9 protein-coding genes are annotated in these 10251 nt (G+C 69.9%); 7 read left to right on the forward strand and 2 right to left on the reverse strand.

The window, feature by feature from the left end; all coding sequences use genetic code 11:
- Positions 1-226: 226 nt before the first annotated feature.
- The 4 genes from AC07BS_RS21790 to AC07BS_RS21805 are packed head-to-tail and all read left to right on the forward strand — an operon-like array spanning position 227 to position 5058.
- The gene (locus AC07BS_RS21790; RefSeq protein ID WP_478650362.1) at positions 227-2443 is read left to right on the forward strand and encodes a polyribonucleotide nucleotidyltransferase; all 2217 of its coding nucleotides are present in this window, start codon (positions 227-229) and stop codon (positions 2441-2443) included.
- Positions 2440-3819 carry a M16 family metallopeptidase gene (locus AC07BS_RS21795; RefSeq protein WP_478650364.1) on the forward strand — a complete coding sequence of 460 codons (1380 nt, stop codon included), beginning with the start codon at positions 2440-2442 and terminating at the stop codon, positions 3817-3819. The genes AC07BS_RS21790 and AC07BS_RS21795 overlap by 4 nt, the downstream gene beginning before the upstream one ends.
- A gap of 19 nt (positions 3820-3838) precedes the next feature.
- Positions 3839-4594: a 4-hydroxy-tetrahydrodipicolinate reductase gene (gene dapB / locus AC07BS_RS21800; RefSeq protein WP_478650366.1), complete on the forward strand. Its 756-nt coding sequence runs from the start codon at positions 3839-3841 to the stop codon at positions 4592-4594.
- 2 nt (positions 4595-4596) lie between these two features.
- Positions 4597-5058 (forward strand): hypothetical protein, encoded by a 462-nt coding sequence (locus tag AC07BS_RS21805; RefSeq protein WP_478650368.1) that lies wholly within the window; start codon positions 4597-4599, stop codon positions 5056-5058.
- A 21-nt stretch (positions 5059-5079) separates the two neighbouring features.
- On the opposite strand, the gene AC07BS_RS21810 is transcribed toward AC07BS_RS21805, so the two are convergent.
- Together AC07BS_RS21810 and AC07BS_RS21815 are read right to left on the reverse strand one after the other, a co-directional pair.
- Positions 5080-5706 (reverse strand): hypothetical protein, encoded by a 627-nt coding sequence (locus AC07BS_RS21810; RefSeq protein ID WP_478933887.1) that lies wholly within the window; start codon positions 5704-5706, stop codon positions 5080-5082.
- A gap of 77 nt (positions 5707-5783) precedes the next feature.
- Positions 5784-6053, reverse strand: coding sequence for a hypothetical protein (locus AC07BS_RS21815; RefSeq protein ID WP_478650372.1), 270 nt, complete (start codon positions 6051-6053; stop codon positions 5784-5786).
- Positions 6054-6301: 248 nt separating this feature from the next.
- On the opposite strand from AC07BS_RS21815, the gene thyX reads away from it, so the two are divergent.
- From thyX to AC07BS_RS21830, 3 genes are all read left to right on the forward strand, one after another.
- Entirely contained in the window at positions 6302-7051 is a 750-nt protein-coding gene (thyX, locus tag AC07BS_RS21820) for an FAD-dependent thymidylate synthase (protein WP_478650374.1), read from the forward strand.
- Positions 7052-7249: 198 nt separating this feature from the next.
- Entirely contained in the window at positions 7250-8149 is a 900-nt protein-coding gene (gene dapA, locus AC07BS_RS21825; protein ID WP_478650376.1) for a 4-hydroxy-tetrahydrodipicolinate synthase, read from the forward strand.
- A 104-nt stretch (positions 8150-8253) separates the two neighbouring features.
- Entirely contained in the window at positions 8254-9939 is a 1686-nt protein-coding gene (locus AC07BS_RS21830; RefSeq protein WP_478650378.1) for a ribonuclease J, read from the forward strand.
- The last annotated feature ends 312 nt before the right edge of the window (positions 9940-10251 follow it).

A 10251-nucleotide genomic window follows, 5' to 3' on the forward strand; every position in this document is an offset into this window, starting at 1 on the left:
GGGAAGCGGCGACGAGCGGAAGCTTTGTAGTCTGGTCCCACAACGGCATACAGAACGAGACATCTGACGAGGAGGAGCGCCGAGCTCTTCGCCGGTCCTCGGTAGTGGCCCCCGGAACAGGGAATTCCGGGTGCTTCGATCGAAGACCGGCCCGCACGGAGCAGGCGGCGCCCTCCGCCACCGTCCCCGCCACACGGGCAGGGACGCACAAGAGGAGATATCCCTGGTGGAGAACGAGACCCACTACGCCGAGGCCGTCATCGACAACGGCGCCTTCGGCACCCGCACCATCCGCTTCGAGACCGGCCGTCTGGCCCGTCAGGCCGCCGGCTCCGCCGTGGCCTACCTGGACGACGACACCATGGTGCTGTCGGCCACGACCGCGTCGAAGAAGCCCAAGGACCAGCTCGACTTCTTCCCCCTGACGGTGGACGTCGAGGAGCGGATGTACTCGGCCGGCAAGATCCCCGGCTCCTTCTTCCGCCGCGAGGGCCGGCCCTCCGAGGACGCGATCCTCACCTGCCGCCTGATCGACCGCCCGCTGCGCCCGTCCTTCAAGAAGGGCCTGCGCAACGAGATCCAGATCGTCGAGACGATCATGGCGCTCAACCCCGACCACCTCTACGACGTGGTCGCCATCAACGCCGCCTCCTGCTCCACGCAGCTCGCGGGCCTGCCCTTCTCGGGCCCCATCGGCGGTACCCGCGTGGCCCTGATCAAGGGCCAGTGGGTGGCGTTCCCGACCCACACCGAGCTCGAGGACGCCGTCTTCGACATGGTCGTGGCCGGTCGCGTCCTGGAGGACGGCGACGTCGCGATCATGATGGTCGAGGCCGAGGCCACCGAGAAGACCATCCAGATGGTCAAGGACGGCGCCGAGGCCCCCACCGAGGAGGTCGTCGCCGCCGGTCTCGAGGCCGCGAAGCCCTTCATCAAGGTGCTGTGCCGCGCCCAGTCCGAGCTCGCCGCCAAGGCCGCCAAGCCCGAGGGCGAGTTCCCGGTCTTCCTGGACTACCAGGACGACGTCCTCCAGGCGCTGACCGCCGCCGTCCGCACCGAGCTGGCCCAGGCGCTCACCATCGCCGGCAAGCAGGAGCGCGAGGCCGAGCTGGACCGCGTCAAGGAGCTCGCCGCCGAGAAGCTGCTCCCGCAGTTCGAGGGCCGCGAGAAGGAGATCTCCGCCGCGTACCGCTCGCTGACCAAGACCCTGGTCCGTGAGCGCGTCATCAAGGAGAAGAAGCGCATCGACGGCCGCGGTGTCACCGACATCCGCACCCTGGCCGCCGAGGTCGAGGCCATCCCGCGCGTCCACGGCTCCGCCCTGTTCGAGCGTGGCGAGACCCAGATCCTGGGCGTCACCACCCTCAACATGCTCCGCATGGAGCAGCAGCTGGACACCCTCTCCCCGGTGACCCGCAAGCGCTACATGCACAACTACAACTTCCCGCCGTACTCCACCGGTGAGACCGGCCGCGTGGGCTCCCCCAAGCGCCGCGAGATCGGCCACGGCGCCCTCGCCGAGCGCGCCATCATGCCGGTCCTGCCGTCGCGCGAGGACTTCCCCTACGCGATCCGCCAGGTCTCCGAGGCGCTGGGCTCCAACGGCTCGACCTCCATGGGCTCGGTCTGCGCCTCCACCATGTCGCTGCTGAACGCCGGTGTGCCGCTGAAGGCCCCCGTCGCCGGTATCGCCATGGGCCTGATCTCCCAGGAGATCGACGGCGAGACCCACTACGTCACCCTCACCGACATCCTCGGTGCGGAGGACGCGTTCGGCGACATGGACTTCAAGGTCGCCGGTACGAAGGAGTTCGTCACCGCGCTGCAGCTGGACACCAAGCTGGACGGCATCCCGGCCTCCGTGCTGGCCGCGGCCCTCAAGCAGGCCCGCGACGCCCGTCTCCACATCCTCGACGTGATGATGGAGGCCATCGACACCCCCGACGAGATGTCCCCGCACGCCCCGCGGATCATCACCGTCAAGATCCCGGTGGACAAGATCGGTGAGGTCATCGGCCCCAAGGGCAAGATGATCAACCAGATCCAGGAGGACACCGGCGCCGAGATCACGATCGAGGACGACGGCACCATCTACATCGGTGCCGCCGACGGCCCCTCCGCCGAGGCCGCCCGCGCCACGATCAACGGCATCGCCAACCCGACCATGCCGGAGGTCGGCGAGCGCTACCTGGGTACGGTCGTCAAGACCACCACCTTCGGTGCGTTCGTCTCCCTGCTCCCGGGCAAGGACGGCCTGCTGCACATCTCGCAGATCCGCAAGCTCGCCGGTGGCAAGCGCGTGGAGAACGTCGAGGACGTGCTCGGCGTCGGCGCCAAGGTCCAGGTCGAGATCGCCGAGATCGACCAGCGCGGCAAGCTCTCCCTCATCCCCGTGATCGAGGGCGAGGACGCCTCCGAGAACAAGGACGACTCCGACAAGTGACGTCGCGCAGTTCCCGTGTGACGGCCCGCACCTCTTCGGAGGGGCGGGCCGTCGCCCGTACCCAAACGCTTCTCAAGGGTGAGAACGGCATCGGCACCGTCCGCCGGACCACCCTTCCCGGCGGCCTCCGCGTCGTCACCGAGACCCTGCCGTCCGTGCGCTCCGCGACCTTCGGTATCTGGGCCAACGTCGGCTCCCGCGACGAGACCCCGACGCTCAACGGCGCCACCCACTACCTGGAGCACCTGCTCTTCAAGGGCACGGCCCGGCGCAGCGCCCTCGACATCTCGGCCGCCCTGGACGCGGTCGGCGGCGAGATGAACGCCTTCACGGCCAAGGAGTACACGTGCTACTACGCGCGTGTGCTCGACACCGACCTGCCGCTGGCGATCGACGTCGTCTGCGACATGCTCACCGGTTCGCTGATCGAGGCCTCCGACGTCGACGCCGAGCGCGGCGTGATCCTCGAAGAGATCGCGATGACCGAGGACGACCCCGGCGACTGCGTGCACGACCTGTTCGCGCACACCATGCTGGGCGACACCCCCCTCGGCCGTCCGGTCCTGGGCACCGTCGACACGATCAACGCCCTCACCCGCGACCAGATCTCCCGCTTCTACAAGCGCCACTACGACCCGACCCACCTGGTCGTGGCCGCGGCGGGCAACGTCGACCACGCCAAGGTCGTCCGCCAGGTCCGGGCCGCCTTCGAGAAGGCCGGCGCCCTGGGCCGTACGGACGCCGTGCCGGTCGCTCCGCGCGGCGGCACGAAGACGATCCGCGCCGCGGGCCGCGTGGAGGTGCTGGGCCGCAGGACCGAGCAGGCGCACGTCGTCCTCGGCGTCCCGGGCCTCCACCGCACCGACGAGCGCCGCTGGGCGCTGGGCGTGCTCAACACCGCCCTGGGCGGCGGCATGAGCTCGCGGCTGTTCCAGGAGGTCCGGGAGAAGCGCGGGCTGGCCTACTCGGTCTACTCGTACACCTCCGGCTTCGCCGACTGCGGCCTCTTCGGCGTCTACGCCGGCTGCCGCCCCAGCCAGGTCCACGACGTGCTGCGGATCTGCCGCGACGAACTGGACCGGGTGGCCACCGAGGGCCTGTCGGACGAGGAGATCCGCCGCGCCATCGGCCAGCTCTCCGGCTCCACCGTGCTGGGCCTGGAGGACACGGGCGCGCTGATGAACCGCATCGGCAAGAGCGAGCTCTGCTGGGGCGACCAGATGTCCGTCGACGACATGCTGGCGCGCATCGCCGAGGTCACCCCGGACGAGATCCGTGAGGTGGCCCGCGATGTACTGGGGCAGCGTCCTTCACTGTCGGTCATCGGCCCGCTGAAGGACAAGCAGGCCGCCCGTCTGCACGAAGCCGTTTCTTGATCGAGGGGAAGCAGGGACGATGAGCAAGCTGCGCGTCGCCGTCATCGGCGCGAAGGGCCGGATCGGCTCCGAGGCCGTACGGGCCGTGGAGGCCGCCGAGGACATGGAGCTGGTGGCGGCGCTGGGCCGGGGCGACAGCCTCGACGCCCTCACCGAGGCCGGCGCCCAGGTCGCGGTCGAGCTGACGCACCCGGACTCGGTGATGGACAACCTCGAGTTCTGCGTCCGCAACGGCATCCACGGCGTGGTCGGCACCACCGGCTGGACCGAGGAGCGCCTCGCGACGCTGAACTCCTGGCTGGAGGCCTCGCCCTCCACCGGTGTGCTCATCGCCCCCAACTTCTCCATCGGCGCGGTCCTGACCATGGCCTTCGCCCAGCAGGCGGCCCGCTACTTCGAGTCCGTCGAGGTCGTCGAGCTCCACCACCCCAACAAGGCGGACGCCCCCTCCGGCACCGCGACCCGCACCGCGCAGCTCATCGCGGCCGCCCGGCGCGAGGCCGGCTGCGCCCCGCAGCCCGACGCCACCAGCACGGCCCTTCCGGGCGCGCGCGGCGCCGACGTCGACGGGGTGCCCGTGCACGCCGTACGGCTGCGGGGGCTGCTCGCCCACCAGGAGGTGCTGTTCGGCGACACCGGTGAGACGCTCACCATCCGCCACGACTCGCTGCACCACAGCTGCTTCATGCCGGGCATCCTGCTCGGCGCGCGGCGCGTGGTCACCACCCCGGGCCTGACCTTCGGGCTCGAACACTTCCTGGACCTGGACCGGTAGTCATGCGCGCAAAGATCGTCTATTTCGCCCTGGCCGCCGTCCTGGTCGTCTACTTCATGCTGGTCGGCAGCCGCGGCGTCATGCTCATCCAGCAGGGCACCCCGATCACCGTCGCCTTCGGCGCCGCGGTGCTGGTGCTGCCGTTCATCGGGGCCTGGTTCCTGTACCAGACCACCAAGTTCGCGCGCGACGCCAACCGGCTGGCGCGGGAGCTGGAGGCCGAGGGCGGGCTGCCGGTCGACGAGCTCGTCCGGACCCCCGGCGGCCGCATCGACCGGGATTCGGCGGACGCGGTGTTCGCCAAGCGCCGGGCCGAGACGGAGCGGGCGCCGGGCGACTGGCGTTCCTGGTTCCGGCTGGCGGTCGCCTACCACGACGCCCGCGACACCCCTCGCGCGCGCAAGGCGATGCAGCGGGCGATCGCCCTCCACGACGGCAGGCCGGTCCGGGCCGACGCGGTCTGACCGCGCCGGCCGGTCGGCCGGTCAGTTACGGCCGGCGGCGGCCCGCAGCTCCGCCACCCACTCCTCGGTGGCGTCGGCCGCCGCGGCGAAGGCCTGCGGACGGCCGAGGAAGTCCGGCCCCTGGTCGGTGACCAGCACCGGCAGCGGTTGGCCGTCGGCGCGGTGGACGACCAGCGCCTGGCCCTGCACCGCGCCCAGCAGACCCAGTCGGCGTACGGGCTGCTGGACGATCCGCACCTCGCCGACGGCGGACCACGGCAGCGAGGTGCCGGTGAGCAGCCGCGACTGGCGCAGTCCCTTCTCGTCCACCCAGATGCCCGTACGGACCGATCGCCACGCGAGCGCGATCAGCAGCGCGGCCACGGCCAGGGCGATGCCGGCGCCGGGCAGCGAGCCGGCGAACCCGATGATCAGGGCGGCGACGAGCAGCTGCGACGCGAACAGAAGCAGCACCGCCGCGCCACCCACCCGCAGCGGACCCGGGCGGTAGGGACGCCGCCGGCGGCTCCGGCTCTCGTACAGGTCCATCGAGGGGTCCGTGCACGGGGCCGGGGCCGGGTCCGTGTGGGCCGGGGGCGCGGCGGTCGCGGTCGCTGTCGTCGTCGCGAGATCGTCGTCGCGGTCGGCTGTCAGGAAGGGCAGGGGCACGACGGTTCCTCACTCACACACATGCACGCTCGAATGGCTGTGCGGGGTGAGGGTACCCGCTGGTCAGAGGCGGTGGATCAGCGACCCGTGTGCGCCTCGGACTGCTGGGTCCGGTGGGTGTCGCGCGGGTCCGTCTTGAGCGCGGGCATGCCGAACAGCAGCGCCCCGACCAGCCCCGCCGCCACCGTCAGCCCCACGAGCGCCCGCCCGACGATCTGCGAGCGGTCGACGCGGTCTCGGGGTGGCGGCGTGACGTTGCTGCGGTAGCGCTCGGCCTCGGCGACGAAGGCGAACGGCACGGACTCTCGGCTGCGGGTGCCGCCCAGCGGAGGCTGGGGGAGGGACATGAAGGGCTCTCCTAGGAACCTTGGGGTGGGTTGTCACAAGTAAGGACGTTCGAACTCCCGGTTGGGTGCCCGTTTTCCGTAACTTCTGTGAAAAATATCAACTGGCGCGAGACCCCTCCGCTGTGGTGGGGGTGGTTCCGTTCCCGGGCCCGGCGACACGGGAGTGCGGGCCCGGCGACACGGGAGTGTCAGTGGCGGCCCGTAGGCTTGGCGCCGGCAAGGCAACGCGAAACGGAAGGACCCCGCCGGTGACCGACACCCCCACCGAGGACGCCACGACCGACAAGCCGACGTTCCGCGGCGATGTGACCGTCGAGCTGGTCAAGCACAGCGCGGCGGACAGCGATGTGCTGTGGGCCGCCCGCGTCTCCACGGCCGGCGAGCAGTCCCTGGAGGAGATCACCAAGGACCCCGAGCGGTCCAAGGGGCTCATCAACTACCTGATGCGCGACCGCCACGGCAGCCCCTTCGAGCACAACTCGATGACCTTCTTCATCAGCGCCCCGATCTTCGTCTTCCGCGAGTTCATGCGGCACCGCGTGGGCTGGTCGTACAACGAGGAGTCCGGCCGCTACCGCGAGCTGGAGCCCGTCTTCTACGTGCCGGACGCGTCCCGCAAGCTGGTCCAGGAGGGCCGCCCGGGCAAGTACGTCTTCGTCGAGGGCACCGCGGAGCAGCACGAGCTCACCAGCCGTGCCATGGAGGACAGCTACCGCCGGGCGTACGAGTCGTATCAGGAGATGCTCGCCGCCGGCGTGGCCCGCGAGGTGGCCCGCTCGGTCCTCCCGGTCGGCCTGTTCTCCTCGATGTACGCCACGTGCAACGCGCGCTCGCTGATGCACTTCCTCGGCCTGCGCACCCAGCACGAGCTGGCGAAGGTCCCCTCCTTCCCGCAGCGGGAGATCGAGATGGTGGGCGAGAAGATGGAGGCGGAGTGGGCCAAGCTCATGCCGCTGACCTACGAGGCCTTCAACAAGAACGGCCGCGTCGCCCCCTGATCATGGCCGGTCGTGTGCCGTGACGCAGTGCGACCGGAGCACCGATCACGGTGTCCGTATTGCGGCATTTCAACACCTTCATCTAGGCTGAAAAAACGGACCCGGCACTGCTTGAACCCCCGAGCAGGCAGTGCCGGGATCCCTTTTCGCACTCCCCGAGGGAGCACCTCACGGTGAGCAACGAGTAGCGTGGGCCCCATGGCTCCGACCTCCACACCGCAGACGCCCTTCGGGCGGGTCCTGACCGCCATGGTCACGCCCTTCACCGCCGACGGCGCGCTCGACCTCGACGGCGCGCAGCGCCTCGCCGCCCACCTGGTCGACGCAGGCAACGACGGCCTCGTCGTCAACGGCACCACCGGTGAGTCCCCCACCACCAGCGATGCGGAGAAAGCCCAGCTCGTACGCGCCGTCGTCGAGGCGGTCGGTGACCGCGCCCATGTCGTGGCCGGAGCCGGCACCAACGACACCCGGCACAGCACCGAGCTCGCCCGCGCCGCCGCGCAGGCGGGCGCCCACGGCCTCCTGGTCGTGACCCCGTACTACAACAAGCCCCCGCAGGAGGGCCTGCGCCGCCACTTCACCGCCGTCGCCGATGCCACGGACCTCCCCGTGATGGTCTACGACATCCCCGGCCGCAGTGGCGTCCAGATCGAGACCGAGACCCTGGTCCGGCTCGCCGAGCACCCGCGCATCGTCGCCAACAAGGACGCCAAGGGCGATCTCGGCGCCGCCAGCTGGGCCATGGCCCGCTCGGGTCTCGCCTGGTACTCCGGCGACGACATGCTCAACCTCCCGCTGCTGTCCGTGGGCGCCGCGGGCTTCGTCTCCGTCGTCGGCCACGTCGTCGCCCCCGAGCTGCGCGCGCTCCTGGAGGCCCACCGCTCCGGCGACGTCGACAAGGCGGCCGAGATCCACCGCCGCCTGCTGCCGGTCTACACCGGCATGTTCCGCACCCAGGGCGTCATGACGACCAAGGCCGCCCTCAAGCTCCAAGGGCTGCCCGGCGGTCCGCTGCGACTGCCCCTCATCGGGCTCACGGACGAGCAGACCGCGCAGCTCAAGAGCGATCTCGCCGCCGGCGGGGTACAGCTCTAGCACCCAGACTTCACAACCGAATACCGACAACAACTGCAAGTGCACGATTGTCACGCGCGCCACGTGCCCACGGGGCATGTGGCGCGCGTGGTGAGGAGAGTCTTTTGAGCCACCCGCACCCTGAACTCGGTTCGCCGCCGAAGCTTCCCAAGGGAGGCCTTCGCGTCACCCCGCTCGGCGGTCTCGGCGAGATCGGCCGCAACATGACGGTCTTCGAGTACGACGGCCGTCTGCTGATCGTCGACTGCGGAGTGCTCTTCCCTGAGGAGGAGCAGCCCGGAGTCGATCTGATCCTGCCGGACTTCACGTCCATCCGTGACCGCCTCGACGACATCGAGGGCATCGTGCTCACGCACGGTCACGAGGACCACATCGGCGGCGTCCCGTTCCTCCTCCGCGAGAAGCCGGACATCCCGCTGATCGGCTCCAAGCTGACCCTCGCCCTGATCGAGGCCAAGCTCCAGGAGCACCGCATCCGCCCCTACACCCTCGAGGTCGTCGAGGGCGACCGCGAGCGGCTGGGCCCCTTCGACTGCGAGTTCATCGCGGTCAACCACTCCATCCCGGACGCCCTGGCCGTCGCCATCCGCACCCCGGCCGGCATGGCCGTGCACACCGGCGACTTCAAGATGGACCAGCTCCCGCTGGACCGTCGCCTCACCGACCTGCCGGCCTTCGCCCGGCTCGGCGAGGAGGGCATCGACCTCCTGCTCGTGGACTCCACGAACGCCGAGGTCCCCGGCTTCGTGCCGCCCGAGCGCGACATCCACGGCGTGCTGCGCCAGGTCTTCGCGGGCGCCCAAAAGCGCATCATCGTGGCCAGCTTCGCCAGCCACGTCCACCGCATCCAGCAGATCCTCGACGCGGCGCACGAGTACGGCCGCCGGGTCGCCTTCGTCGGTCGCTCGATGGTCCGCAACATGGGCATCGCCCGCGACCTGGGCTACCTGCGGGTGCCCGCCGGCCTCGTCGTGGACGTCAAGACCCTCGACGACCTGCCGGACGACGAGGTCGTGCTGGTCTGCACCGGCTCCCAGGGCGAGCCCATGGCCGCGCTGTCCCGCATGGCCAACCGGGACCACCAGATCCGGATCGTCCAGGGCGACACCGTCATCCTGGCCTCGTCCCTGATCCCCGGCAACGAGAACGCGGTCTACCGCGTGATCAACGGCCTGACCCGCTGGGGCGCCAACGTCGTCCACAAGGGCAACGCCCGCGTCCACGTCTCGGGCCACGCCTCGGCCGGCGAGCTGCTGTACTTCTACAACATCTGCAAGCCGAAGAACCTGATGCCGGTGCACGGCGAATGGCGCCACCTGCGCGCCAACGCCGAGTTGGGCGCGCTCACCGGCATTCCCAAGGACCACATCGTCATCGCCGAGGACGGCGTCGTCGTGGACCTGGTCGACGGCAAGGCGAAGATCACCGGCAAGGTGCAGGCGGGCTATGTGTACGTGGACGGCCTCTCGGTCGGCGACGTCACCGAGGCCTCGCTCAAGGACCGCCGCATCCTCGGCGACGAAGGCATCATCTTCGTCCACGTGGTCGTCGACAGCACGACCGGCAAGGTCGTCAGCGGTCCGCAGATCCAGGCACGTGGCTCCGGCATCGAGGACTCGGCGTTCAGCGCCGTGACCCCGAAGATCGAAGAGGTCATCGCCAAGGCCGCCGCGGACGGCATCGCCGAGCCCCACCAGCTCCAGCAGCTGGTGCGCCGCACGGTGGGCAAGTGGGTGTCGGACAGCTACCGCCGTCGCCCGATGATCCTCCCGGTCGTCGTCGAGGTCTGACGCGGCATCAGCCGTATGGGCGGCCGCCCCGCTGCCGATTTGCATCGGGCGCGGCCGTCCAGTACGTTTACGGCTCCACCGCAGAGGGAACGCCAAGCGCTTGGGCGCGAGGCAAGCTTCCGGAAAGCGAGTGAAAATCCGACTCAGAGAAATCTGATAAAGTCGGGGAAGCCCGGTCCAACAGGGCGCTGGAAACGAAATTCCGATCGGAAACGAACGGAAAACGGATCTGGTAAGGTTGGAAACAACGAAGGGAAGCGCCCGGAGGAAAGCCCGAGAGGGTGAGTACAAAGGAAGCGTCCGTTCCTTGAG

Source organism: Streptomyces sp. NPDC044063 (genome assembly GCF_056434285.1).